The sequence below is a fragment of the Saccharothrix mutabilis subsp. mutabilis genome (assembly GCF_039521145.1).
Classification (GTDB): domain Bacteria; phylum Actinomycetota; class Actinomycetes; order Mycobacteriales; family Pseudonocardiaceae; genus Actinosynnema; species Actinosynnema mutabilis.
Genome location: NZ_BAAABU010000005.1, coordinates 420,957 through 445,655 on the forward strand (window position 1 = coordinate 420,957; position 24,699 = coordinate 445,655).

22 protein-coding genes are annotated in these 24,699 nt (G+C 72.0%); 8 read left to right on the plus strand and 14 right to left on the minus strand.

Annotated features, from left to right (window positions below; genetic code table 11):
• Positions 1 to 8 precede the first annotated feature (8 nt).
• Positions 9 to 899: a hypothetical protein gene (locus ABD126_RS16010; protein ID WP_343934608.1), complete on the minus strand. Its 891-nt coding sequence runs from the start codon at positions 897 to 899 to the stop codon at positions 9 to 11.
• Between the two features lie 212 nt (positions 900 to 1,111).
• Here ABD126_RS16010 and ABD126_RS16015 point away from each other — a divergent pair, with 212 nt between their 5' ends.
• Entirely contained in the window at positions 1,112 to 3,046 is a 1,935-nt protein-coding gene (locus ABD126_RS16015) for a patatin-like phospholipase domain-containing protein (protein WP_343934609.1), read from the plus strand.
• Here the strand turns inward: ABD126_RS16015 and ABD126_RS16020 are convergent.
• The 3 genes from ABD126_RS16020 to ABD126_RS16030 form a co-directional block, all read right to left on the minus strand.
• Positions 3,030 to 3,836 (minus strand): SAM-dependent methyltransferase, encoded by an 807-nt coding sequence (locus ABD126_RS16020; protein WP_343934610.1) that lies wholly within the window; start codon positions 3,834 to 3,836, stop codon positions 3,030 to 3,032. The two genes, ABD126_RS16015 and ABD126_RS16020, sit on opposite strands and share 17 nt — an antisense overlap.
• Positions 3,837 to 3,911: 75 nt before the next feature.
• Positions 3,912 to 4,937: a S1 family peptidase gene (locus ABD126_RS16025; protein ID WP_343934611.1), complete on the minus strand. Its 1,026-nt coding sequence runs from the start codon at positions 4,935 to 4,937 to the stop codon at positions 3,912 to 3,914.
• 98 nt (positions 4,938 to 5,035) lie between these two features.
• A complete protein-coding gene (locus ABD126_RS16030) occupies positions 5,036 to 5,647 on the minus strand; it encodes a TetR/AcrR family transcriptional regulator (RefSeq protein ID WP_343934650.1) in 612 nt (203 codons plus the stop codon).
• Positions 5,648 to 5,858: 211 nt separating this feature from the next.
• On the opposite strand from ABD126_RS16030, the gene lon reads away from it, so the two are divergent.
• Complete coding sequence (gene lon, locus ABD126_RS16035) at positions 5,859 to 8,210, plus strand: endopeptidase La (protein WP_343934612.1); 2,352 nt, start codon at positions 5,859 to 5,861, stop codon at positions 8,208 to 8,210.
• Positions 8,211 to 8,217: 7 nt separating this feature from the next.
• Here lon and ABD126_RS16040 read toward each other — a convergent pair whose 3' ends face one another.
• The 3 genes from ABD126_RS16040 to ABD126_RS16050 form a co-directional block, all read right to left on the minus strand.
• Positions 8,218 to 9,849, minus strand: coding sequence for a PstS family phosphate ABC transporter substrate-binding protein (locus ABD126_RS16040; protein ID WP_343934613.1), 1,632 nt, complete (start codon positions 9,847 to 9,849; stop codon positions 8,218 to 8,220).
• A 119-nt stretch (positions 9,850 to 9,968) separates the two neighbouring features.
• Positions 9,969 to 10,448 carry an AMIN-like domain-containing (lipo)protein gene (locus tag ABD126_RS16045; RefSeq protein ID WP_343934614.1) on the minus strand — a complete coding sequence of 160 codons (480 nt, stop codon included), beginning with the start codon at positions 10,446 to 10,448 and terminating at the stop codon, positions 9,969 to 9,971.
• 81 nt (positions 10,449 to 10,529) lie between these two features.
• Entirely contained in the window at positions 10,530 to 11,333 is an 804-nt protein-coding gene (locus ABD126_RS16050; protein ID WP_343934616.1) for a polysaccharide deacetylase family protein, read from the minus strand.
• Positions 11,334 to 11,508: 175 nt separating this feature from the next.
• Here ABD126_RS16050 and ABD126_RS16055 point away from each other — a divergent pair, with 175 nt between their 5' ends.
• Positions 11,509 to 12,036 carry a YbhB/YbcL family Raf kinase inhibitor-like protein gene (locus ABD126_RS16055; protein WP_343934617.1) on the plus strand — a complete coding sequence of 176 codons (528 nt, stop codon included), beginning with the start codon at positions 11,509 to 11,511 and terminating at the stop codon, positions 12,034 to 12,036.
• A gap of 42 nt (positions 12,037 to 12,078) precedes the next feature.
• Positions 12,079 to 13,455: a mycothione reductase gene (locus tag ABD126_RS16060; RefSeq protein ID WP_343934618.1), complete on the plus strand. Its 1,377-nt coding sequence runs from the start codon at positions 12,079 to 12,081 to the stop codon at positions 13,453 to 13,455.
• Between the two features lie 18 nt (positions 13,456 to 13,473).
• Here the strand turns inward: ABD126_RS16060 and ABD126_RS16065 are convergent, their stop codons facing one another.
• The gene (locus tag ABD126_RS16065; protein ID WP_425542829.1) at positions 13,474 to 14,691 is read right to left on the minus strand and encodes an MFS transporter; all 1,218 of its coding nucleotides are present in this window, start codon (positions 14,689 to 14,691) and stop codon (positions 13,474 to 13,476) included.
• Between the two features lie 125 nt (positions 14,692 to 14,816).
• Here ABD126_RS16065 and ABD126_RS16070 point away from each other — a divergent pair, with 125 nt between their 5' ends.
• The gene (locus tag ABD126_RS16070) at positions 14,817 to 15,488 is read left to right on the plus strand and encodes a FadR/GntR family transcriptional regulator (protein WP_343934620.1); all 672 of its coding nucleotides are present in this window, start codon (positions 14,817 to 14,819) and stop codon (positions 15,486 to 15,488) included.
• A gap of 133 nt (positions 15,489 to 15,621) precedes the next feature.
• Here ABD126_RS16070 and ABD126_RS16075 read toward each other — a convergent pair whose 3' ends face one another.
• Entirely contained in the window at positions 15,622 to 16,530 is a 909-nt protein-coding gene (locus ABD126_RS16075; protein ID WP_343934621.1) for a LysR family transcriptional regulator, read from the minus strand.
• A 73-nt stretch (positions 16,531 to 16,603) separates the two neighbouring features.
• Between ABD126_RS16075 and ABD126_RS16080 the strand changes: the two genes are divergently transcribed.
• Positions 16,604 to 17,512 carry an EamA family transporter gene (locus tag ABD126_RS16080; protein WP_343934622.1) on the plus strand — a complete coding sequence of 303 codons (909 nt, stop codon included), beginning with the start codon at positions 16,604 to 16,606 and terminating at the stop codon, positions 17,510 to 17,512.
• 15 nt (positions 17,513 to 17,527) lie between these two features.
• On the plus strand, positions 17,528 to 18,454 hold the full coding sequence (locus ABD126_RS16085) for a pentapeptide repeat-containing protein (protein WP_343934623.1): 927 nt from the start codon (positions 17,528 to 17,530) through the stop codon (positions 18,452 to 18,454).
• 357 nt (positions 18,455 to 18,811) lie between these two features.
• On the opposite strand, the gene ABD126_RS16090 is transcribed toward ABD126_RS16085, so the two are convergent.
• A complete protein-coding gene (locus tag ABD126_RS16090; protein ID WP_343934624.1) occupies positions 18,812 to 20,377 on the minus strand; it encodes a cobyric acid synthase in 1,566 nt (521 codons plus the stop codon).
• Between the two features lie 7 nt (positions 20,378 to 20,384).
• On the opposite strand from ABD126_RS16090, the gene ABD126_RS16095 reads away from it, so the two are divergent.
• A complete protein-coding gene (locus tag ABD126_RS16095; RefSeq protein ID WP_343934625.1) occupies positions 20,385 to 21,092 on the plus strand; it encodes an alpha/beta fold hydrolase in 708 nt (235 codons plus the stop codon).
• Here ABD126_RS16095 and map read toward each other — a convergent pair.
• From map to ABD126_RS16115, 4 genes are read right to left on the minus strand one after another with little or no spacing between them, the layout of a single operon-like run.
• Positions 21,079 to 21,936 carry a type I methionyl aminopeptidase gene (gene map / locus ABD126_RS16100; RefSeq protein WP_343934626.1) on the minus strand — a complete coding sequence of 286 codons (858 nt, stop codon included), beginning with the start codon at positions 21,934 to 21,936 and terminating at the stop codon, positions 21,079 to 21,081. The two genes, ABD126_RS16095 and map, sit on opposite strands and share 14 nt — an antisense overlap.
• Before the next feature lie 57 nt (positions 21,937 to 21,993).
• Positions 21,994 to 22,389: a type II toxin-antitoxin system VapC family toxin gene (locus ABD126_RS16105; protein WP_343934627.1), complete on the minus strand. Its 396-nt coding sequence runs from the start codon at positions 22,387 to 22,389 to the stop codon at positions 21,994 to 21,996.
• Entirely contained in the window at positions 22,386 to 22,661 is a 276-nt protein-coding gene (locus tag ABD126_RS16110) for a type II toxin-antitoxin system Phd/YefM family antitoxin (RefSeq protein ID WP_343934628.1), read from the minus strand. The genes ABD126_RS16105 and ABD126_RS16110 overlap by 4 nt, the downstream gene beginning before the upstream one ends.
• Positions 22,662 to 22,694: 33 nt before the next feature.
• The gene (locus tag ABD126_RS16115) at positions 22,695 to 24,488 is read right to left on the minus strand and encodes a penicillin-binding transpeptidase domain-containing protein (protein ID WP_343934629.1); all 1,794 of its coding nucleotides are present in this window, start codon (positions 24,486 to 24,488) and stop codon (positions 22,695 to 22,697) included.
• Positions 24,489 to 24,699: the final 211 nt, after the last annotated feature.

Consider the following 24,699-nt stretch of genomic DNA (forward strand, 5'->3'; position numbering starts at 1 on the left):
GCGCGCGGTCAGGACGGCGTGATCGTCCAGTCGCCGGTGGAGGTGATCTCGACGAGCGCGGGCCCGTCGAACGGCACCGTGCCCTCGTAACCGCCGATGTGGTTGACCGCCAACGCGATCCGCGAGGACTTCACCGAGATGACGTGGACGACGAAGTTGCCCTCGCCGTTGTTGGTGATCCGCGCCTTGGTGGAGTTGCCGGTGAAGATCTGCACGGAGTCGCCGCTGCCGGACATCGCGCCGTCCGACGTGCCGGCCATGTCGAAGCCGCCCACGGTGATGGTCCACGCACCGGTCGCGGTGACCGTCAAGGTGGTCGAGCGGCTGCCGTCCCGGACGTCCATCCACCGCAGCCCGGTGTACGCGCCGATCTCGTTGACCAGCAGGGACTCGAAGCCGTTGGACTTCAGGACGGTGTTGCCGGTGCAGGCCGGGCACTCGAACTTGACGATCTTGACACCCGCCGGGCGGTCCAGCGTGATCACGTCGTCGCCGGATCCGGTGTAGACGGACGGAGGCGGCGGAGGCGGTGTGGTGGTGGTCGTCGTGGGTTCCGCCGCCACCACCGGCTCCTGGGACGCCGGTGCCGACGAGGCCGCCGGTTCCGCGGTCTTGGTGCTCGACGGCGGCGTGACGGCAGCCGCCGCGACCACGAAGACGACGATCCCGCCCACCACCCACGGCCACTTGGGCGACTTCTTCCGCGGCGGCACGGGCTGTGGCGGCATGAACCCCTGGGGCGGCGGAGGTGGCGGTCCCCACGGCGGCGGGTACTGCGTCCCTTGCTGCGGGTACTGCGGGTACTGCGGGCCATGCTGCGGGTACTGCGGGCCGTGCGGTGCGTACTGCGGCCCGTCTCCGGGCGGCGGGTACGAGTACCCCGGTGGTGGTTGAGTCATGACGACACCCGTGTTCCTCGGCACCGCCGTTCGGTGGCCGGTCGTCACCTCCTTCGCGCCGCACGCGTTCGGCGTTATGGGCACGTCCGCCAACCACCCGATCGGTCGAACGCGCGTAGCGAGGCGCGCGAACCGCGTGGTCGGCCAGCCTGTTGGTCTAGCGACGGCCCGGCCCGGTGGCGCGATCATTGAGCCGTACCGAGGAGGTCGCCATGGGCGATGACCGCGAGGAGTTCAACCGGTACTGCGACGTCACCATGCGGGGTGGGGCGGCCAGCGGGGTGGTCTACCCGTGGGCCGTGGTGGAGCTGGCTCGGCATTACCGGTTCCGGTCGTTGGGGGGTGCTTCCGCCGGGGCCATCGCCGCCGCCTTCACCGCCGCCGCCGAGAAGGGGCGCGACGCGGGCGGGTTCGGGAAGTTGGCGGAGGTCATCCGGTGGTTCGCCCACCCGGACTGGCGGCTCGCCCAGCTCTTCCAGCCCAGCGAGCACACCCGCAAGCTCTACCGGATCGTCGCCGCCTCCATGCAGTCCCGCGACACCACCGGCCGCAGCGCCACCACGTGCCTGGTCCTCGCCCTCCTCGGCGCGATCGGGTTCCGGGCCAAGATCGCGCTCACGCTCGTGCTCGCCCTGTGGCTGGTCGGCCCGACGGCCTGGTTCCTCGCCGTGGACTGGGGCACCACGCCGAGCTGGGTGCTCATCGCCCTCATCGTCACCGTGCTCGTCGTCGTGCCCAGCGTGCTCCTCCGCGTCCGCCCGAGGCGCAAGACCCGCAGGAGCACCGCCCTCACGTGGCTGCGCCGCCTGGGCACGGCCGCCCTGCTCGTCCTGCCGCTCATCCCCGTCTACCTCGCCACCCGCTGGACCACCCCCAGCCTCGCCTCCGCCGCCACCGCCACGGCCTGGTGGCTGGTGCTCGGCTTCGCCTTCGTCAGCGCCGTGGCGACGACCTACCTCCTCGGCGCCAAGCGGTTCCTCACCGCCAAGGCGCAGGCGATCCACTTCGGACTGGTCCCGGGCACCGGCGGGTTCACCGCGAACTTCTGGGACCGGCGCTGCGGCGTCCCGCGCTCCACGGGCGTCCCGCCGATGAGCGACTGGTTCGCCGACCGCCTGGACGACCTGGCCGGCACGGAGAACCTCAAGTTCTCCGACCTCACCACGAACCTCGTCCTGATGACGACCGACCTGTCCGAGGGCCGCCCCTACCGCCTGCCGTTCAGCGAGCCGCGACCCGAGTGGCTCTACTGCACGCGCTGCCTCAACAACGTTGTCCCCCAACGGATCACCGATGCGCTCGACGGCGCCGAAACCCCGCACGCCTGCCCGTTGGACGGCACACCCCTGCGCACCCTGCCGCACGACCTGCCGGTGGCGCTGGCCGTCCGGATGAGCATGCCGATGCCCGGCCTGATCGCCGCCGTCCCGCTGTGCCGCGCGGAACCCGAGCCGCGCGTGCACTGGTTCTCCGACGGCGGCATCACGAGCAACTTCCCGATCCACTTCTTCGACAGCCTGCTGCCGCGCTGGCCCACGTTCGGCCTGACGCTCAGCGGGTTCCGCGGCTCGAACGACCCGGTGTGGCTGCCCGAACAGGACTCCTCCACCGCCGGCACGCCCCACCGCGACGTCGCCCGGCCGCTCCAGTTCGCCACCGCGATCCTGGACACCATGCTGGCCTGGCGCGACACCATGCAGTCCGCGCTGCCCGGCTACCGGGGCCGCATCGCGCACATCCGGCTGGCCGACGGCGAGGGCGGCACGAACCTGTTCATGCCGCCCGACACCATCCTGGCCCTCGCCGAACGCGGCCGGCTCGCGGGCACGCTGCTGCGCGACCGGTTCACCGCCGACGACGCCGAGAAGACCGACCGCTACCGCTGGATCCGGATGCGGCTGGCCATGCGCGAGTACCAACTGCTCGCCGCCCAGGCCCGGCAGCACGCCGACCTGTTTAAGGACCTCGCCGAGGACTACCCGATCCCCGCGGACCTGCACGAGTGGTTCGACACGCCGCCCGTCGGCGCCGACCCGCACGGCGCCGACGTCATCCTCACCCTGGACGGCCTGGCGGGACTGCGGCCGGGCCCGTTCGACGGCGAGCCGCCGGTGGACCCGGACCTGCGCCTCACGCCCCCGGAATAGGTTTGCGGCCCACGCCGACGTACGCGCTGATGTAGGCGTCGTCGGAGTCCGGCCGCCACTCCGACAGCGCCACCACGCCCGGCTCGACCACGTCGAACCCGGTGAAGAACGCCGCGATCTCCTCGTGCGGCCGCAACGCCAGCGGGCTGTCGGTGCGGCGGTAGATCGCCTTGATGCGCTCGGTGTCCTGGATGCCGTCCCGCGGCACGCCCTCCAGGCTGCCGTGCGACAGCGCGAGCCAGCTGCCCGCCGGCAGCGCGTCGCGGTAGCGGGCCACCGCCTTGCCCGGCTCGTCCGAGTCCGGCACGAAGTGCAGCACCGCCACCATCAGCAACGCGATCGGCCGGTCGAAGTCGAGCACCTCCCGGGCGGCTTCCAGGACGGTGTCCACCTCGCGCAGGTCGGACTGGACCGCCGTCGCGCCCGGGTTGTCCGCGAGCAGCGCGGTGCTGTGCGCGACGGCGACGGGTTCGACGTCCACGTACAGCACCCGCGCCGACGGGTTGGCCTGCTGGGCGATCTCGTGCACGTTGCCGACGGTCGGGATGCCCGAGCCGAGGTCGAGGAACTGGTCCACGCCCCGCTCCACCAGGTAGCGCACGGCGCGGCGCAGAAAAGACCGGTTGGCGCGGGCGGCGCCGGACATGCCCGGGTAGATCCGCTCGACCGACTGGGCGGCCTCGCGGTCCACGGCGAAGTTGTGCGAACCGCCCAGGTAGTAGTCGTACATGCGGGCCGCGCTCGGGCGCCCCAGGTCCACCGACGCCGGCACCCAGCCTGCCTGCTCCATGCCACTTCCCCTCGACGTTGCGCGAACCGCGTGATCGTCGCGGAGGGTCAAACCGGGGCACAACCCCTGAACGGGCTACGCGCCGGGCGTGACGATGGAGACGTTGTACTTGGCCTGCACCCGTCCCCACGTCTCGGCGAAGCCGTACGTGCTGTTCGCGGCGATCACGTGACCGCGGATGGCGACGCTGGAGTCCTGGAACTTCGTGTAGAACGGGGCGCCGGAGTCGCCGCCGGTGTTGAGGACGCCGCCCTTGAAGGCCGCGACCGGCTTCCGGCAGGTCTCGCCGTAGTTGCACACCTCGGCGTCCAGGCTGACCACGCCGTGGCCGCACTGCTCGCCGGTGCTCCGGCCGCTGTGGCAGTAGGTGTAGACGCCCTTGATCGGGTTCGAGGCCGTCGCCACCGGCACCGAGGTGGTGCTGTTCGTCCCGCCGACGTAGATGTTGCCGGAGTAGGTCTTGCCGCCGATGAGGGCCATGTCGTGGGCCGGGTAGCCGTCGAGGCTCACGCTGCCCAGGTGCTCGGGGGTGTTCTGCGTGTTGTTGGGGCTGTTCTCGACCCACACGCTCTGCCCGTTGTCGTAGCAGTGGCCCGCGGTCACCAGGAACTTCTTGGCCAACGCGGTCTTCACCGCGTACCCCGTGGTGCAGGGCGGGTCGTTGTAGTACTGGATGCCGGCGCCGCCGTAGAAGGGCGCGGAGTCGTACTTGCGGCTGGCGGTGTTCAGCACGGGGTCCGCGATGACGGTCACGTGGTCGGCGTGCTCGCCGACGAGCGTCGCGACCACCTCGCGCGGCGCGTCCGTGAGGAGCACGGCCTTGCCGATGGTCGGGTCGGTGAAGGTCGTGAAGCTGTGCCGGGAACCCGCGGCGAGCTGCTCGTGGACGCGCGCCCGGACGGCCTCGTTGGCCGCGGCGACCTCCGGGCGCTCTTCGAGCACGGGCGCGTTCGCGGCTTCTTCCGCCAGGGCGCGCTCGTAGTAGGCGCTGTCGTGGGGCAGGGTCTGCTCGGTCTTGCCGGTGGCGCCCTGGGCCGGGGTGACCACCGCGGCGAGGACGGCCGCGGCGGCCAGGGTGGTGCGGATGAACGGGATTCGCACTTCGACTCCTCTGATCGGGTTCGCGCGGCCGGTGGGCCGCGGTTCGCGAGGAGGAGCCGCCGGGGCGGGCGTCGATACGAGTCGTTCACCCGGAAGGATTACGGGCCGGCCCGGAACGGGGTGGTCGGTTCACCTGGTTGGCCGAGCAGGAGGCGGTCCACCAGGGCGGTGACCAGGTCTCGGCGTTGGTCTTCGGTGAGCAGGTCGGGCAGGGTCAGGCGTTCCATGATCAGCCAGTTGAGCGCCAGCCAGAGCAGGACGACCATGGTGCCGTCGCCGGGCAGGCCGGACTTCTCGTGGTACTCGACGTTGAACTCCACGTCCTGGCGGATGCGGCGGGTCAGGACCTCGCGCAGCTCCGGGCGGCGGGTGGCCTCCAGGCGCAGTTCGAGCAGGGCCAGGAACCCGGTCGGGAACGCGGCCACGCGGTCCACGAGTTCGTGCATCAGCTCGGTGACGCGGTCGCGGTCACGGGCCCCGGTCAACCCACCGGCGATGACGTCCTCGTCCACCAGCCGCTCGTACACGCGCTCGCCGGCCTGCTTGAGCATGTCGTCGCGGTTGGCGAAGTAGTTCGAGGCGGTGCCCGCGGGCACCTCGGCCTGCTGGTCGACGGCGCGGAAGGTCAGGCCACGCGCGCCTTCCCTCGCCAACACCTCGATCGCGGCGTCGAGCAACGCCGCCCTCCGCTCGGGATTGCGCCGCACCACAGCCACCACTCCACTCGCCCAAGAACCACTCCGGACAAAGTACTACAGCCGAAGTATTCCTTGTGGCCGACATGGATTCCGCGCGAGAACCGTTGACCGTAAAGCGGGCTTCCGAGGCCTCCACCGGCATCGCTGACAGCGAACGCTTGGGGGAAACAATCCTCCGCTCACGTTGGTTGAGCCGTACAGACTCAACTTTGGAGGATCGAACATGGGTGAGACGTTGGCGCTTCCGGTGCTGCCGCTGGACGACGTGGTCGTGCTCCCCGGCATGGTCGTCCCGATCCGGCTCACCGGCTCGGACGCCGCCGCCGAGGCGCGCGCCGCCGTCGAGGCCGCCTCCGCGGCGGGCGGCGAGACCCGGGTGTTGCTGGTGCCCCGGTTGGACGGCAAGTACGCGAAGGTCGGCACGCTGGCGGTCGTGGAGCAGGTCGGGCGGCTCTCCGGCGGCGAGCGCGCGGCCGTCGTGCGCGGCACGGAGCGGGTGCGGATCGGGACCGGCACCACCGGGCCGGGCGCGGCGCTGTGGGTCGAGGCGACGGTGGCCGACGAGCCGCCCGTGGACGACCGCACCCGCGAGCTGGCCCGCGAGTACCGCGCGCTGGTCACCACCATCCTCCAGCAGCGCGGCGCGTGGCAGGTCGTGGACTCGGTGCAGCAGGTGGACGAGCCGTCCGCGCTGGCCGACCTCGCGGGCTACGCCTCCTACCTGACCGACGAGCAGAAGATCTGGCTCCTGGAGACCAGCGACGTCGCGCAGCGGCTGGAGAAGCTGCTCGAATGGGGCCGCGAGCACCTGACCGAGCTGGACGTCGCCGAGACGATCCGCAAGGACGTCAAGGAGGGCGTCGAACGCCAGCAGCGCGAGTTCCTCCTGCGCCAACAGCTCGCCGCCATCCGCAAGGAGCTGGCCGAGCTGGACGGCAAGCCCGCCACCGAGGAGCAGGACTACCGGGCCCGCGTCGAGAGCGCGGACCTGCCCGAGCACGTGCGCAAGGCCGCGTTGTCCGAAGTGGACAAGTTGGAGCGCACGTCCGACCAGTCCCCCGAGACCGGGTGGATCCGCACCTGGCTGGACACCGTCCTCGACCTGCCGTGGAACGAGCGCACCGAGGAGACCTACGACATCGCCGGCGCACGCGCGGTGCTCGACGCCGACCACGCGGGCCTGGACGACGTGAAGGAGCGCATCACCGAGTACCTGGCGGTGCGGCGGCGCCGGGCCGACCGCGGCCTGGGTGTCGTCGGCGGTCGGCGCAGCGGCGCGGTGCTCGCCCTGGTCGGCCCGCCCGGTGTCGGCAAGACGTCGCTGGGCGAGTCCGTGGCCAGGGCGATGGGCCGCGAGTTCGTCCGCGTGGCGCTGGGCGGCGTGCGCGACGAGGCCGAGATCCGCGGCCACCGCCGCACGTACGTCGGCGCGCTGCCCGGCCGGATCGTGCGGGCCATCTCCGAGGCGGGCTCGATGAACCCGGTCGTCCTGCTCGACGAGATCGACAAGGTCGGCGCGGACTACCGCGGCGACCCGACCGCGGCGCTGCTGGAGGTGCTGGACCCGGCCCAGAACCACACCTTCCGAGACCACTACCTGGAGGTCGAGCTGGACCTGTCGGACGTGGTGTTCCTGGCCACGGCCAACGTCCTGGAGTCCATCCCCGGCCCGCTGCTGGACCGCATGGAGCTGGTGCAGCTCGACGGGTACACCGAGGACGAGAAGGTCACCATCGCCCGTGACCACCTGCTCCCGAGGCAGGTCGAGCGGGCCGGCCTGACGCCCGAGGACGTCACGGTCTCCGAGGACGCGTTGCGCAAGCTGGCCGGCGAGTACACCCGCGAGGCGGGCGTCCGCCAGTTGGAGCGCTCGCTGGCGCGGGTGCTGCGCAAGGTCACCGCCCGCGTGGCCCTGGACGAGGCGTCCCTGCCGGTCGCGGTGGACGTCCCGGACCTCAGGGGCTACCTGGGTTCGCCGAAGTTCACGCCGGAGTCGGCGGAGCGCACGGCGGTCCCGGGCGTCGCGACCGGCCTGGCGGTGACCGGCGCGGGCGGGGACGTCCTGTTCGTGGAGGCGTCGCTGGCGTCGGAGGGCACCGGCTCGCCCGGCGTCACGCTGACCGGCCAGCTCGGCGACGTGATGAAGGAGTCCGCGCAGATCGCCCTGTCGTACCTGAAGTCCCACGACGAGCGGGCGGCGGCGCTGGCCGAGCGCGGCGTGCACATCCACGTCCCGGCGGGCGCGGTGCCCAAGGACGGGCCGTCGGCGGGCGTGACGATGACCACGGCCCTGGCGTCGCTGCTGTCGGGCCGGCCGGTGCGCTCGGACGTGGCGATGACCGGCGAGGTGTCGTTGACGGGCCGGGTGCTGCCGATCGGCGGGGTGAAGCAGAAGCTGCTCGCCGCGCACCGGGCCGGGATCACGACGGTGCTGCTGCCCCAGCGCAACGAGCCGGACCTGGACGACGTGCCGGAGTCGGTGCGGGAAGCGCTGACCGTGCACCTGGTGGCCGACGTCCGGGAGGTGCTGGACCTGGCGCTGGAACGGGAGGCGGCCACGGCGGTCGCCGCCTGACCCGGTCCTAGCGGAGGTTGCACAGTTCGAGCGGGGTCCCTTCGGGGGTCCGGCACGGCAGGTAGCCCGCGTCCTTCATCCGGACGCGGGCTTCGTCGTGTTCCAGCACGTACCGGATGAACCGGCCCGGCAACGCGCCCCCGTCCGGCGTCCCCTTGGTGTAGAGGTACTCCACCGTCCAGAACGGGTAGCCCGCCTCCACGCCCACCGAGGCGTCGAACACCTTGCCGTCCAACGACAGCGCGGTCATCCGGTCGGTCTTGCGGGCCTCCGCCACCGAAGGCGCGTCCGCGTACCCGATCGCGCCCTCGACCGCCCCGATCTCCCGCACCACGTCGGCGTTCTTGTCGCGCTCGCACCTGATCACCGGCGCCTGCGGGGCCCGGTCCCTGGTCCGGCAGTCGTCCGAGGTCAGCGCGCCCTCGCCGGTGCCCAGGACGCGTTGTTCGAACAGCTCCCGGGTGCCCGACTCGCCGCCGCGGCCGACTATCCGGACGGGCAACGGGTCCCCGCCGCGCAACTGGCTCCAATCGGTGTACGCGCCGGAGTAGATGCCCTTCAGCTGGTCCAGGCTGATCGTGTCCAGACCCACCGAGCTGTGCACGACCACGTGGTACACCACGATCGCCGCCTGTTGGGCCACCACGTCCGGCACGTCCTGCTTGCCGTCGGACAGGGCGATCGCCGCGGTTCCCGACGCCACCGAGCGGACGCCGGCGATGCTGCCGTTCGGGTCGGTCACCACGTCCGCGTCCGGGCACGCTTTCCGGTACTGCTCGGCGATCTTCGCCATGGTCGGCATGAACACGCTCGACCCCTCGACGCGCAACGGCCCGCTCCCGCAGGCCACCGACGCGTCGGACGACGGCGGCGCCCACGCCAGGGTCACCACGAGCACCCCCGCCAGGACCGCGGCCAGGCCGCCGGTCAGGCGGGGCAGGGTGAGGAAGCGCTCCTGCTTCTCGTCGTGCAGGACCCCGGCCCCGCCGAGGCTGCCGGTGATCTTGACCTCCTTGCCGATCTCGCCCGCGGGGTTGGTGTCGGGCTCGCGCAGGACGACCAGCAGCTTGAACTTCTGCTTGCGGCGCAGCGTCAACGACTCCAGGCGGACGCCGTGCCACACCGGTTCCACGACCGCGCGCGGCCGGTCGCCGCCGTTGCGGAACAAGCGGGTCAGGCTCTGGGCCACCCGGTCGCGCACGGTCGGCAGGGGGACGCGCAGCTCGTCGCGGCCGAAGAACTGGAGGCTGCGGCGCACCTCCTCGCGCAGTTCCTCCGACCCGGCCTCGGACACTCGCGCGTTCCACACGACCCGGTCGCCGAAGGTGAAGGTCAGCGGCTTGTCGAAGTCGTCGGGGTCGATGTCGTAGTTGCCGCTGTTGCGGACGCGGACCACCACGATGCTCATCCGCTCCAACTGGTGCACCAGCTCGCGCAGTTGGGGCGCCTGGGAGTCGGTGCCGTCGTGCAGCTGGTCGGGACCCAGGCCGATCTTGGAGTTGTAGAGCACGCGGAAGCCCAGTCGCTTGCGGCGCACGAACAACCGGTCGATGAGCGGCGTCGCGAAGAGCAGGCCGATGGCCAGCGCCACCGGGCCGGGGCCGCCGAGGAAGTCCAGCGCGGACCGCAGGATCTGCACACCGAATTCTGCGTCGCCGGCTCACCCGGGCCCGGTCTCGATGGCGGGACGTTCACCCGGACTTCACCTGTCGGCAAGGGGGTCCCGGACGGACGGGACCCCCTTGCCCTCGCAGGACGTCAGTGACCGACGTCGATGACCACGCGGGTCGGGCCGCTCAGCAGGAACACCCGGTGCCACGACTCGCGGCGCATCCCGAGCCCGACGGTCAGGTTGGCCTCGAAGTCGCCGGTGATCGCCACGGCCTGGACGTTGACCAGGGACGGCGTGGTGAACTGCCGGGGACCGGTGTAGGTGGGGTTGCCGCTGTCGTCGTGCGCGGCGGCGGGGAAGGACCGCACCTCCAGGAAGGTGCTGCCCGGCAACGACACCGGCGCGCCGCTGCCGTCGTGGTGGAGCTGGTCGACGCGCCGGATGAAGAACTCCGGGCGCGGCCCGTTCAGGTCGAGCACGACCCGGTCGAACGCGTCGTGCCGGCCCACCCGGATGCCGGTCAGCTCCGGGGTGGTGGGGCCGGCGGTCGCCGCGGCGGGCACCGCGACGCCGACGGCGACGAGTGCCAGGGCGAGGACGACGAGCTTTCTGAGGCGGCTGGTCATGTGGCTGCCCTCCTGGGGCGGGGCCCGGCTGGTGCCGGGTGACACCCGTTAGGACGTGTCGCGGGTCACACGGTTGCGCCGTCAGGGTTGCGTCGTGGACAGGAAGTCCTCCAGGGGCACCGGGGTCAGGCCGTGTGCCTTGCAGTGCTCCAGGAACGCCAGGAAGTCCTCGACGAACGTGTGCCGGAAGTGCATGAGGACGATGTCGCCCGGGACGAGCTTGGCGCCCGCCTGGAACTGCACGACCCCGTCGTTGACCGCCGCGGTCCACATGACCAGCGCCTTGAAGCCGCAGTCGGTGGCCGCCTTGCGGGTGGTGGCGTCGTGGTTGCCGAACGGCGGGCGGAACAGCGTCGGCCGGACCCCGGTCTGCTGCTGGAGGTAGTCGGCGTTGCCGCAGATCTCCTGCTTCTGGAACGCGTAGCCCTTGCCCATCAGGTTCGGGTGGTTCGCGGTGTGCGAGTGGACGGCGGCCTTCGCGTCGTCCTGGAACGCCTTGAAGAACGCGGGCTGCTCCACCACGTGCTTGGTGTTGAGGAACAGCGACGGCCGGGTGCCCGACTTCTTCATCAGCTCCAGCGCCGCCGGGTGCCGGACCGCGCCGTCGTCGATGGTGATGAACACGTACGGCTTGTCGGTCTGGATGCGCCGGACCACCGGCAACAGGCCGTCCTGGCTCGCGGGGACCTTGGCCTGCGGGGTGCCGTACTCGTAGGGGTGCTGGAACACCGGCACCGTCGTGCCGCCGGGACCGGGCACCGCCGTGGGCGGGGTGGTCGTGGTGGCGGTGGCCGTGGTGGCAGTCGCCGCCGAGGTCGTGGGCCGGGCCACGGGCTCGGGCGCGCAGGCGACGGTGACCACGGCCAGGGCAGCGGCGACCGCCACGCCGATTCTTCGCATTGTCGGGACGTCCCCCCAGGTGAAGATCCGCCGCCGGCGCGGCGGCCCCTGGTATTGGAGACGGTCCGAGCGCCACTCGGGTTGCGCGGTGACGGATTCGCAACCAATGTTCACCCGACCGATAAGGTCGAGCGAGAACCGCTTGGGTGGAGGACCACAGATGAGCCTTGAGCGCCCCGTCGCTCCCGACCCCTACTCCCTGCTCCCGGCCGTGGCGTCGTTCGACGTCACCTCGACCGACGTGCGCGACGGCGGGACGCTGCCCGACGCGCACGTGCACGCGGAGGGCGACACCTCGCCCCAGCTGAGCTGGTCGGGCTTCCCCGCCGGGACCAAGAGCTTCGTGGTCACGTGCTTCGACCCGGACGCGCCGACGCCGTCGGGCTTCTGGCACTGGGTGGCGGTCAACCTGCCGGTGTCGGCGACGTCCCTGGAGACCGGCGCGGGCGGGTCCGACGACGGCCTGCCCGGCGACGCCTTCCACGTGCGCAACGACTACGGCACCCGCTCGTTCGGCGGCGCCGCGCCGCCGCCCGGCGACCGCGCGCACCGGTACTACTTCGTGGTGCACGCGGTGGACGTGGAGAAGCTGGACGTCACGCCGGACTCGTCGCCCGCGGTGGTGAGCTTCAACCTGGCCTTCCACACGCTGGCGCGGGCCGTGCTGGTCGCGACCTACGCGGCCTGAGGTGCGGGAATGAGCGCCCCACGTCGTGGGTTGGAGCACGACGTGAGGCACTTCGACCTGGTCATCATCGGCACCGGCTCCGGCAACTCCATCGCGGACGAGCGATTCGCGGACTGGGACATCGCGATCGTCGAGAAGGGCGTGTTCGGCGGCACGTGCCTGAACGTCGGGTGCATCCCCACGAAGATGTTCGTGCACACCGCCGACGTCGCCGCCACGCCCCGGGCCGGCGGCCGGCTGGGCGTGGACCTGGCGCTGGAGGGCGTGCGCTGGGCCGACGTGCGGGACCGGATCTTCGGCCGCATCGACCCCATCTCCGAGGGCGGCAGGCGGTGGCGGGCGGAGGAGAACGCCAACGTCACCGTGTACGAGGGGACAGCCCGGTTCGTCGGCCCGAAGACCCTGGACACGGGCACCGGCGAGGTGATCACGGCGGACCGCTTCGTGATCGCGGCCGGCTCGCGCCCGGTGGTGCCGGAGGTCGCGGACCTGGCGTCGGTCGGCTACCACACCAGCGACACCGTCATGCGCCTGGAGGAGCTGCCCCGGCGGCTGACCATCCTGGGCTCGGGCTTCGTGGCGGCGGAGTTCGCGCACGTGTTCTCGTCCTTCGGCGTCGAGGTCACCGTGATCGCCCGCTCGGACCTGCTCCTGCGCCACGAGGACCGCGAGGTCGCCGAGCGCTTCACGGCGCTGGCGGCGGAGAAGTGGGACGTGCGCCTGAGCCGCAAGGCCGTGCGGGCGGAACGCGCCGCCGACGGCACGGTCCGCCTCCACCTGGAGGGTCCGGCCGGCGCCGAGGTCGTGGAGTCGGACGAACTGCTGGTGGCGGTGGGCCGCAGGCCGAACTCGGACCTGCTGGACCTGGCCGCGACGGGCGTCGAGGTGCACCCGGACGGCCGGATCGCGGTGGACGAGTTCCAGCGGACCTCCGTCGAGGGCATCTGGGCGATGGGCGACATCAGCTCGGAGTACCAGCTCAAGCACGTGGCCAACCACGAGGCGCGGGTCGTGCAGCACAACCTGCTCCACCCCGGGTCCCCGATCGCCTCGGACCACCGCTTCGTCCCGGCGGCGGTCTTCTCGTCCCCGCAGGTGGCGTCGGTCGGCTTGACCGAGGAGCAGGCGGGCGCGCGGGGCGTCCGGTACGTGGCGGCGTCGCAGGCGTACGCGTCCATCGCCTACGGCTGGGCGATGGAGGACACGACGGGCTTCGCGAAGGTCCTGGCCGACCCGTCGACGGGGCGGATCCTGGGCGCGCACATCATCGGGCCGCAGGCGTCGTCGGTGATCCAGCCGATCATCCAGGCGATGAGCTTCGGCCTGGACGCGCGCACCATGGCGAGGGGCCAGTACTGGATCCACCCGGCGATGCCCGAGGTGGTCGAGAACGCCCTGCTCAACCTGCCGCTGGACTGACCCGCCGGGCCGCCCGCGTCACACCGTGCGCGGGCGGCCGGCGATCCAGCCCAGGGTGGTCAGCAGCGCGAGAAGGCCCACCAGCAGGAGCATCGACACGGTCCACGTCCCCGTCGCGCCCCGCAGCACGCCGAACGCGAACGGCCCGGCCGCCGAGATCAGGTAACCGATCGACTGCGCCATCGCCGACAACCGCGCAGTGTCCGCCGTCGAGGACGTGCGCAGCGAGATCATCACCAGGGCCAGCGGGAACATGCCCATGCCCAGCCCCACCAGCACGACCCACAGGCCCGGAGCCGCCGCCGGAGCCAGCGCCAACCCGGCGACACCGGCCATGGACAACAGGCCCAGGCCCAGCACCAGGCCGGACTGGCTGGGACGCCGAGCCGCCAGCGGCGGGACGATCAGGCTCACCGGGACGCCCAGCACCATCGTGATGGCCAGCAGCAACCCGGCCGTCGTCCGGTCCACGCCCGCGTCACCGAGGATCTGCGGCAGCCACCCCATGACCGTGTAGGCCAGCAGCGACTGCAAGCCGAAGAACACGGTGATCACCCAAGCCAACGGGCTGCGCACCAACGAACGCTTGGGAGCGGCACCACGTGACGCGGTCGTGCGCGCCGGCGCACCGTGCCGAGCACCCGCCAGCCACACCACCAACGCCGCCAGCGACAGGAACGCCCACGCCCCCACCGCGAGTCGCCACGAACCCAGCCACGACTCCAGACCGGGCGTGAAAGCCGCACCCAGCGCGGCACCGGCCGCGAGAGCCGCCGTGTAGACACCGGTGATCAGACCGACCCGCCCCGGGAACGAGTCCTTGACGACCACAGGGATCAGGACGTTGCACACGGCGATCCCGGCGCACGCGATGAACGTGCCACCCAGCACCACCGCCGGACCGTCGACCACCCGCAGCACCAGGCCGGCGGTCAGCACCAGGAGCGACAAGCCGACCGCCCGCGCCATCCCCAGCCGACGCCCCAACCAGGGGGCCAGGAAGGCCGCGAAACCGAAGCACAGCGTCGGCACGGCCGTGAGCAGGGACGTCCACGCCGTCGAGACACCGAGCGAGCCGCGCACGTCGCCGAGGACGGAGGCGAGGCTCGTGACGGCCGGCCGCAGGTTGGCGGCGGCCAGCGCTACGCCGATCGCCAACAGGGTGCTGCCGACCAGGGCAACTTGGCGATTCGTTGCCGCGGACCCGGCAGTCGTGCCAGAAGGATGGACCGCGATCGTCGCATTGGCACCGGCATCAGTGGCAATGTGAACCTTCGACGGTGTCCGGTCTGGCTGGGTCTGCTGGATCGTCACCGGATTACTATCGCAGACATGGGATGTTCGGATGAAAGGACGACGCTGTGCCGTTGGCCACTACCCGACGGGCCGGACTCGTCGACCAGGTGATCGACCAGATGCGGGGCGCGATCGCCGGCGGTGAATGGCCGGTGGGCCGGCGGATCCCGCCGGAACCCGAATTGGTCAACGCCCTCGGCGTGGGCCGCAACACCGTGCGGGAGGCGGTGCGTGCGCTGTCCCACGCGGGGCTGCTGGAGGTCAGACAGGGCGACGGCACGTTCGTGCGCGCCACCAGCGAACTGTCCGGCGCGGTGCGCCGGCTGTGCGGCAGCGAGCTGCGCGAAGTGCTCCAGGTGCGCCGGACGCTGGAGGTCGAGGGGGCTCGACTGGCCGCGACCGAACGCACCGACGAGGAGCTGACCCGCCTGGCCGCGCTCCTGGCGGAACGCGACGCGGCCCTGGCCGCCAAGGACTGGGACCACCTGGTCGAGCGCGACGCCGCCTTCCACCTGCTGCTCGTGCAGTGCTCGCACAACAACCTGCTGTACCAGCTCTACCAGGGCTTGACGGAGGCGGTTCGGGCGAGCATCACGGCGACGGTCGAGACCGACCACGAGGACGACCACGTGTCCCACGCCGGCCTCCTGGACGCGGTCCGCGACCGCGACCCGGCGCGGGCCGCCGCGGAGGCGGGCGGGTTCCTGGAGGAGCTGCTGGAACGCCACAAGGACTGAAAAGAGCCGGGCGGGGACCTCCCACGGCGGCGGATGAATCCCTGGGAGGTCCCCTGGGTGGTGGCTTCCGGGTGCCCGCGACCAGGGTCGTCGGCGCGCGCGGCGCCGCGGGCCGCGGTTGCGCGATCGTTACTCAGGCGGTCGAACGTTCACCCCAACAGCCGTGCAGCGCCGCCAGCGTGGCCGCCACGGCGGGCCGCCGGGTGGCCTGCGTCCGCCACACCGCGAACACCCGGCGCGTCGGCGTCGGCGTGAACGGCACCGCCCGGACCACGGCGGGCAGTTCGCCGCGCCCGAGCCGGGGCAGCAACGCGACCCCGATCCCCTTGGCCAGCAACGCCAACTGGGTCTCGTACTCGGCGATCCGGTAGGCGAGGTCGGGTTCCAGGCCCGCGCCGCGGAAGGTGTTGACCAGCCAGTCGTGGCAGATGGTGCCCTCCGGCTGGCAGATCCACCGCTCCCCCGCCAGGTCCTCCGGCTCCACGACCTCGCGCGCCGCCAACCGGTGCGACACCGGCAACAGCACGTCCGCGACGTCCTCGCCCAACCGCACCCGCGACACCCCGTCCGGCACGGCCAACGGCGTGTTGACCCAGTCGTGCGTGACGGCCATGTCCAGCTCGCCCCGCGCCACCGCCTCCAGCCCTTCCGGCGGGTCCACCTCCACCAGCCGCACGTCCAGCGCCGGGTGGTCCCGCGTGAGCGCCACGAGCGCCGCCGGCAGCAAGCCGCGCGCGGCCGTGGCGAACGCGCCGATGCGCAGCTCCCCCACCGCCGCCCCGCGCTGCTCCTCCAGCGTGACTTCGGCCTCCTCGACCAGCTTCAGCACCTGCGCGGCCGTGGTCGCCAGCAGGAACCCTGCGTCGGTCAGCGCCACCCCGCGTCCACGCCGCTCCAACAGCGTGCTGCGGGTCTCGCGCTCCAGCTTGGCGATCTGCTGGGACACCGCCGACGGCGTGTAGCCCAACGCGGTGGCCGCCGCGCCCACCGACCCGTGCGTGGCGACGGCGTGCAGCGCCCGCAACCTCCCGAGATCGAGCATGTAGTGATACTAAACCGAAAACCTAAGCAGTATTCGCTGGTGCTAAACAGTTGGTCCGCGAAGACTCGACGGCGTGAAACCTCGCCACGTCGCCCTGGCGGTCCTCGTCACGAGCATCTGGGGCGTCAACTTCGTCGTCATCAAGGTCGGTCTCGCCGAGTTCCCGCCCCTGCTGTTCTCCGCGCTGCGCTTCCTGGCCGCCGCCGTGCCCGCGCTGTGGTTCGTCGGCCGGCCGCGGGTGGCGTGGAAGTGGGTGCTCGCGGTCGGGTTCCTGCTCGGCGTGGCCAAGTTCGGGCTGCTCTTCATCGGCATGGGCGCCGGGATGCCGGCCGGGCTGTCGTCGCTGGTCCTGCAGAGCCAGGTCATCTTCACGGTGGTCTTCGCCGCCGTCCTGCTCCGCGAACGGCCGCGCCCGGTGCAGCTGGCCGGCATGGCCGTGGCCGCCGTCGGCATCATGCTCATCGCGCTGGACTACGGCGTCACCAGCCCGATGTCCGCGTTGCTGCTGGTCGTGCTGGGCGCGGTGGCGTGGGGGCTGTCCAACGTCGCCACCCGCCACGCCAAGCCGCCGGACGCGTTGAGCTTCATCGTCTGGGTCAGCGCCGTCGCCGTCCTGCCGCTGCTCGGGCTGTCGCTGGTGTTCGAGGGCCCGGCCGCCGGGTGGGCCGCGTTGAGCGACCTGCGCTGGACCGGCGTGAGCGCGTTGCTGTTCATCGCCTGGGTCTCGACGCTGTTCGGGTTCGGCGTGTGGGGGTTCCTGCTGCGCGAGTACGACGCCTCGACCGTGGTGCCGTTCGCGCTGCTGGTCCCGGTGGCGGGCATGTTCTCCGGCTGGCTGCTGCTGGACGAGGCCGTGTCGCCGGTGCGGATCGGGGCCGCCGCCCTGGTGATCGCGGGCATGGCGGCCACGACCGTCCGGTGGTCGAAACCGGCGACACCCCCGATCGTGCACAGAGAGGTGGTTGACGCTCGCAGCGGGTGACGATTACCTGGGTGCGTGGAGCACCGGGTGCTGTCGGCCAGGACGATCACCGCCTGGGGCGTCGGGCTGGTCGTCCTGGCGGCGGCGGCCGTGGTGGTCCTGCTGGTGACGCTGGGGTCCGGTGACGCGCGCGACGGCGTGCGGCTGGACGTGATCCGCACCGCGTCCAGCATCGTGCTCGGCGCGGGCGGCGCGGCGGCGCTGCTGCTGACCGCCCGCCGCCAGCGGTCCACCGAGCTGGACCTCGCGCAGAAGGACCACGACGCCACCGAGCGCCGCGTCACCGAGCTGTACGGCAAGGCCGCGGACCAGTTGGGCAGCGACAAGGCCCCGGTGCGGCTGGCCGGGCTCTACGCCCTCGAACGGCTCGCGCAGGGCAACCCCGCGCACCGGCAGACCATCGTCAACCTGGTGTGCGCCTACCTGCGGATGCCGTTCAGCCTCCCGCCGGACACCCGCGACCGCATCGGCCCGCGCGACGCCGGCAAGTTCCAGGAGCAGGAGGTCCGCCAGACCGCCACCGGCCTGCTCGTCGGCCACCTGCGGCCGGACCGGCCGGAGGCGTTCTGGGCGGACGTCGACCTCGACCTGTCCCACGCCACCCTCGTGAAGCTGACGCTGACCCACGCGCGGGTCCGGTCGGCGTCGTTCACCGGGACGACGTTCGTGGGCCCGGCGACGTTCCGGGGCACGCGGTTCACCGGCCCGGCCGACTTCCGCGAGGCCCGGTTCCGCGGGCTCGCGGACTTCCGCCGGGTCACCTTCGCCGAGGCGGTGTTCCGCGGCGCGCGGTTCGAGGGCGAGACCGACTTCGGCGTCCACACGACCGCCGCCCTTGACGGAGCGAGCACGAAACTCGGCGACGCGCGGCGGAAGTGGCCGGAAGGGTGGACGGAAGCGCCCTCGGACAGCGGTTGGGCCGTTCTCCGTCACGAGAAGTAGCGACTCTTCCCCCGATCGGGCCACGTATTCCGGAGGGCGTCACCGGTACTTTCCTTTTACAGCCACTCGCGCTGGGAAGGGGGATGCCTGCCATGCGATGCGACGCGCGTCAAGCACGCGGGACCTCCTCGGGCCTCGGCAGCACATCGGTGCTGGACAAGTAAGGCCCCTGACGACTTCGCAGTGGTTCCGCACCGCGGCTCGGCCCGCGCGGACCACCGGTGACCCGGCGAGTGGAAGCCCCGGCTTGGTGGCCGATCAGGCCCCGCTCCGCCGCGCCCCGGTGACAACCGCCCGAGAGCACGCCGTTGGTGGCACCCGGCGCGACTTGGTGGTCGCGCACGACCCCGACACCGCTCAGGCGATCGGCGGGGCGCCCGCGGGTGGGACGACTCGGAGTCCGGCCGGAGCACCGCGTTCGAGCAGCGCGAGCACCGCGTCGGTGTCCAGGTGGTCGGCGACCAGGTCGCCCAGCAGGTCCAGTTGCGCCGCACGGCGGCCGGCGAAGTCCGTGTCCGGGGCGGGGGTGAACCCGTCGCGGCCCGCGTGACCCGCCGCCCACCGCAGGAACGCGCGGCGGAAGCCGTCGTTCTCCAGCAGGCCGTGCCAGTGCGTGCCGGCGACCCGGCCGGCCAGGACGCCCTCCGGCGTGCCGTCGGGCAGGGTGACCAGGCCCTGCCCGGTCGAGCGGACCACGCGGCCGTGGTGGATCTCGTACCCGGTGACCGGTTCGCCCAGCGCTTCGCCGTGCGGGCGGTGCAGGGTCTTCTCCGGCTCGAACCGGATGTCCACGTCGAGCAGGCCCAGGCCCTCGACGGTGCCCGCGCGCGACTCGACGGCGTCCTCGATGGTGCGGCCGAGCATCTGGAAGCCGCCGCAGACGCCCAGGACCGGGCCGTCGTGGCGGGCGATCGCGTCGGCGAGCCCGGTGGCGCGCAGCCAGGCCAGGTCGCTGACCGTGGCCTTGGTACCCGGCACGACGACGAGGTCCGCGTCGGCCAGCCGGGACGGCTCGGTGACGAACCGCACCGACACGCCGGGTTCGCACGCCAACGCCTCCACGTCGGTGGCGTTGGAGATGCGCGGCAGCCGCACCACGGCCACCCGCAGCCACTGGTCGCCGTGCGGGGGCGCGGGGCGGCCGATCACGCCGTCGGCGGTGTAGGACAGGGAGTCCTCGGCGTCCAACCACAGCTCCTCGCGCCACGGCAGCACGCCGAGCACGGGCCGCCCGGTGAGGGCGTCGAGCTGGCGCAGGCCGGGTTCGAGCAGGGCGGGGTCGCCGCGGAACTTGTTCACCACGAACCCGCAGACCAGGGCCTGGTCGGCGGGGTCGAGCAGGGCGAGGGTGCCGAACAGGTGCGCGAAGATCCCGCCGCGGTCGATGTCGCCGACGACGATGACGGGCAGGTCCGCGGCACGCGCCAGGCCCATGTTCGCGATGTCGTCGGCGCGCAGGTTGATCTCGGTCGGGGAGCCCGCGCCCTCGCAGACCACGGCGTCGAAGTCCCGCCGCAAACCATCCAAAGTGGACAGAACGGTCGTCATCAGCTCGGCCTTGCGCTCGCGGTAGGACAGGGCCGACACCTCGCCGACCGCCTTGCCCAGCACGACCACCTGCGAGGACCGGTCACCGCCGGGCTTGAGCAGCACGGGGTTGAACCGCACGCTGGGCTCCAGCCCGCACGCCGCCGCCTGGAGCGCCTGCGCCCGGCCGATCTCGCCGCCCTCGACCGTGACCACGGAGTTGTTGGACATGTTCTGCGCCTTGAACGGCGCCGTCCGCACCCCCAGCCGGGTCAGCCGGCGGCACAACCCGGCCGCCAGGACGCTCTTGCCCGCGTCCGAGGTCGTGCCCGCGACCAGCAGCGCACCGCCCACAGTCCTCGAAGTCCCTCCGTTGTCGGTCCCGGCTGACATCATCCACGTCATGGTCGACGTGCCCGCCACCACCGTCCTGGTGCACAGCCCCTACCTCGGTCCGGCGAGCCTGCGCCCGCTGGCCGACGCGCTGGCCGCGCACGGCCACCCGACGCTCCTGCTGGACCTGCGGGTCACCGTGAACGCGGCCCCCGTGCACCAGCGGATCATCGGGGTCTTCGCCGACGCCGTGGAGGACTCGCTGGTGGAGGGCGAGCTGGTGCTGGTCGGGCACAGCGGCGCCGGCCCGCTGCTCCCGGCCTTCGCCGACGCCCTGGAGACCCCGGTGGCGGGCCTGGTGTTCCTGGACGCCGAACTGCCCACCCCGGGCCGCAGTTGGCGCGACGACGCCCCGGCCGAGCGCATGGCGCACCTCAAGGCGATCTCGCGCGACGGCCTGATGCCCCGGTGGGACACCTGGTTCGCGCCCGAGGTGCTCTCGGCGATGGTGCCGGACGTGCGGTTGCTGGAGGAGATCGTCGGCGAGGCCCCCGAGGTGCCGCTGGCGTTCCTCAAGGAGCCCCGCCCGACGGTGTCCTGGACCGGGCCGTGCGGCTACCTGCGGCTCAGCGAGGCCTACGCGGACGCCGCCGCCGGGGCCCGCGCGCTGGGCTGGCCGGTGCGGTCGCTGGACGCGCACCACCTGGCCGCCGCGTCCACGCCCGAACCGGTCGCCGCCGCCGTGGCCGGCCTGGTGGCCGACCTCAGCAGACGGTGAGGATCTCGGCCCCGTCCTCGGTGACCACGATCGTGTGCTCGAACTGGGCGGTCCAGCTCTTGTCGCGGGTGGTGACCGTCCAGCCGTCGGCCCACATGTCGTGGTCGATGCCGCCGAGCGTGATCATGGGCTCGATGGTGAACGTCATGCCCGTCTCGATGACCGTGGGCACGTGCGGGGCGTCGTAGTGCAGCACGACCAGGCCGCTGTGGAAGGTGCGGCCGATGCCGTGCCCGGTGAAGTCGCGCACGACGCCGTAGCCGAACCGGTTGGCGTAGGACTCGATGACCCGGCCCACGACGTTGAGCTGACGACCGGGCTTGACCGCCTTGATCGCCCGCATGGTGGCCTCGTGGGTGCGCTCGACCAGCAGCTTGACCTCTTCGCTGACCTCGCCCGCGAGGAAGGTGGCGTTGGTGTCGCCGTGCACGCCGCCGATGTAGGCGGTGACGTCGACGTTGACGATGTCGCCGTCCTGGACGACGGTCGAGTCGGGGATGCCGTGGCAGATGACCTCGTTCAGCGAGGTGCAGCACGACTTGGGGAAGCCGCGGTAGCCCAGCGTCGAGGGGTAGGCGCCGTTGTCGCAGAGGAACTCGTGCACGACGGCGTCGATCTCGTCGGTGGTGACACCGGGCACGATGACCTTCCCGGCCTCCTGCAACGCCTGCGCGGCCAACCGCCCGGCGACGCGCATCGCCTCGATCACCTCGGGCGGCTGCACCCACGGGTCGGTGTTGCGCTTGGGCTCCTTGCGATCCACGTACTCGGGCCGCTCGATCTCAGCGGGCACCGGACGACGCGGGGAGAGCACACCGGGCTCAAGAGGGGCACGCACGGACATGCCCTCCACAGTACGGCGTGCCCGTGACGCTCTGTGCGCCGTATGCCCGCAATGCGGTCAAGAGACCCCTGGCGCGGCGACCGGAAGCCCCAACTCGTCCGCCGCCGCCAGCAACCGCTTGTCGTAGGCGACGAACGCGATCAGCTCGCCCCTCAGGCGCAGCGCCGAGGCCAGGTGGATGGCGTCGAGCGACCGCAACGGGACTGGCAGCGCCCCGGCCGCGTCGAGGAGATCCATGGTCATCGGCATCTGGTGGAGCTGCACCAGCAAGCGGGTCGCCACCCGAACGGCGGCGTCGCCTTCAGCGCGCACCGCTCGAACCAGCTCGACCCGGGCCAGGGTGCTCGTCAGCAGCCGCACCCCGGTCCGGGAGTCGATCCACTCGCGAAGCGCGGCCGTCTCCGACTCGGTCTGCACCAGCTTGACCAGTGCGGAGGTGTCGAAGTAGATCACCAGCGCTCGTCTTCCCGCAGTTGGCGCAAGACCTCGGACAACGGCGTGCCGGTCGTCGGGGGTAGCGGTTCGGGGAGCGGGCCACCACGGCCGCGCAGCACCTCACCATTGGCCACCAGTTCGTCCCAGAGGCTGGAAGCCTCCGGGTCCGGCGGGACGATCTGCGCGACGACTCGTCCGTGGTCGGTCACGGCGATCCGCTCGCCCGCCTCCGCCCGCCGCACGTAGTCGGTGGAGTGGTGCCTCAGTTCGCGAAGCCCGATGCGCTCCATGTATCACATGGTATCACATCAATGTTGCTCCGTTCAGCCCAGTGCGCTCAGGAACCGGGCCGAGGCGTCGACGGCGGGCGCGGAGGTGTTCGTGCCCAGCAGCAACGTCGCGAAGGCCACGTCGCCCCGGTACCCCATGAACCAGCCGTGCGAGTTGGTCCCGTCACCGAACTGAGCTGTCCCCGTCTTGCCCCGCACGTCCCCGTACGGCCGCAACTGCGGGGCCGTGCCCGACTCGACCACCTCGCGCATCATCGCCCGCAACGGCTCCAGGACCGTGGGCGACGGCGCGGTCGGCTTCAGGTTCGCCTTCGTCTCGCGGCCCTTCAGCAGCACCGGCGTGGGCATCGAGCCGTGGGCCGCCGTGGCCGCCGCCAGGGCCATGCCGAACGGGCTCGCCAGCAGCTTGCCCTGGCCGAAGCCGTCCTCCGCGCGTTCCACGACGTCCGTCGCGGGCGGCACGGAGCCGGTGATGGTGGTGATGGCCGGGATCTCGAAGTCGACGCCCAGGCCGAACTTCTCCGCCTGCTTGGTCAGCGCGTCCGCCGGCAGCTCGGAGGCGACCTTGGCGAACGTCGTGTTGCACGAGAACGCGAACGCCGAGTGCAGCGGGATCGTCCCCTTGTCGAACTCCTTGTCGTTGGGCACGATCCGCCGCCCGTCGATGGTCATCTTGCCCGGGCACGGCTGCGGCGAGTCCGCCGGCACACCCGCCTCCACGGCCGCCGCCGCGGTGATCATCTTGAACGTCGACCCGGGCGGGAACCGGCCGGTCAGCGCGATGGCGCCCTGGTCGTCGGCGGGCTTGTTCTGGGCCACGGCCAGGATGTCGCCGGTCGACGCGGACAGCGCCACCAGCATCGCGGGCTCGGCGATCGGCTCCAGCGCGTCCTCGGCCGCGGTCTGCACGGCCCGGCTCATGCCGGTGGACACCGCCTCGGCGGGCTCCGGCGCCACCTCGTGCAGGTCCTCGACCTCGGCGCCGGCCGCGTTGACGGTGAAGATCCGCAACCCGGCCCGCCCGGCGATCTCCTCCTCCACGGCCTTGCGCACCGCGGGCAGCACCTGCGACCCGAAGTCCCGCGCCGGCGCGAGCAGGCTCGTCTGGGTGGTGAACCGCACCCCGGGCAGCTCGTAGATCTCCGGCTTCACGCTCTGGTAGTCGGCGTCGCGCAACGCCGCCACCTGGTACACCTGCCCGGCGGGCACCTTGCCCACGCCCTCGGTGATCGACGCCGCCGTGATCTTCGGGTCGATCCGGCCCAGCGCCGTGCCCAGCGCGCCGGCCACCGCGCCCACGTCACCGGCCTGCGCCGGGTCCAACAGGATCGAGACCACCTGTTCAGGTGACAGCAGGGGCGTGCCCTCGCGGTCCAGGACGGGGGCCAGCGCCGGCTTCACCTCGGACGCCCCGATGGATTGCTGCGCGCTCAGCTTCGGGTGCAGCACGGTCGGCGCCCAGTGCACCTTCCACGCGTCCTCTTCGCGGCGCAGGTCGAACTTGGTCTGGTACGACCACACCCGGCCGTGCTCCAGCTCCCACTCCAGCTTCGCGGTGGCGTCGGCCGACGAGGACTCGCCCGCGGAGCGCACCTGCTCGACGGAGGCCCGCACGGCGGCCGGCTTGAGCGCGCCGCGGACCTTCTCCAGCAGCTCTTTCGCCCCGCCGGGGTCGTCGGTCAGCGCCACGGCGCCGTCGACGTCACCGGAGGCCAGCTTGGCCAGGAAGTCCCCGGCGACCTGGTCGGGGCCGGGTTTGGAGGAGAACAGGCCGCATCCGCTGAGCACCAGGAGAGCCACCACGGCCAGGGCAGTCCGGAGGGTCACGGGACGTGAGTATGCCGGGTGACGAAATTCCCGGACCAGCAGGTTGCGCGCGCACGCTCCGCTGTGCTTTTTCGCGGCCCGCGTCGGCTGGGTCCTTTTGGGCTTCGCCTTTTTGACGCGCTGCGCGCTCTCAAGATGAAAAGCGGCGCTCGCCGCGCGGCAGGCCCCCGGAGGGGAAGGGCGTCGGTCTCCCTCCGCACGGCCTGCCGGA